We start from the raw sequence: 270 nt of genomic DNA, 5'->3' as shown, positions 1-270 counted from the left end.
TTGCGCGGGGTCGCGACCGGGGCCGCCGGAGCGGCCTCGATCTTCGGCCTCGCCTTCCTCATGGTCCTCGAGGGCCCCAAGGTCGTCGACGGTTTCGTCAACCTCTTCCCCCCCCCCACCGCCCACCGGCTGCGCACCGTGGGTGCGGACTGCGCGAAGTCGGTCACGGGGTCCCTGTCGGGGAACCTCCTCATCAGCGCCAGCTGCGGCGTCCTCACCTACGTCGTGCTGAAGGGCGCCGGTGTCCCCTTCGCCGGGCTGATCGCTCTC

At 71.5% G+C, this 270-nt stretch carries 1 protein-coding gene; it reads left to right on the top strand.

Annotated features, from left to right (window positions below):
* Positions 1-270 (top strand): AI-2E family transporter (locus AC0I8G_RS25940; RefSeq protein WP_471732511.1); only part of this gene is annotated, 270 nt, incomplete at both ends.

This window comes from Kineococcus sp. AC630 (assembly GCF_979255925.1).
Note: the sequence above shows the minus strand (reverse complement) of the source record. Positions and strands in the feature narration are given on the sequence as shown.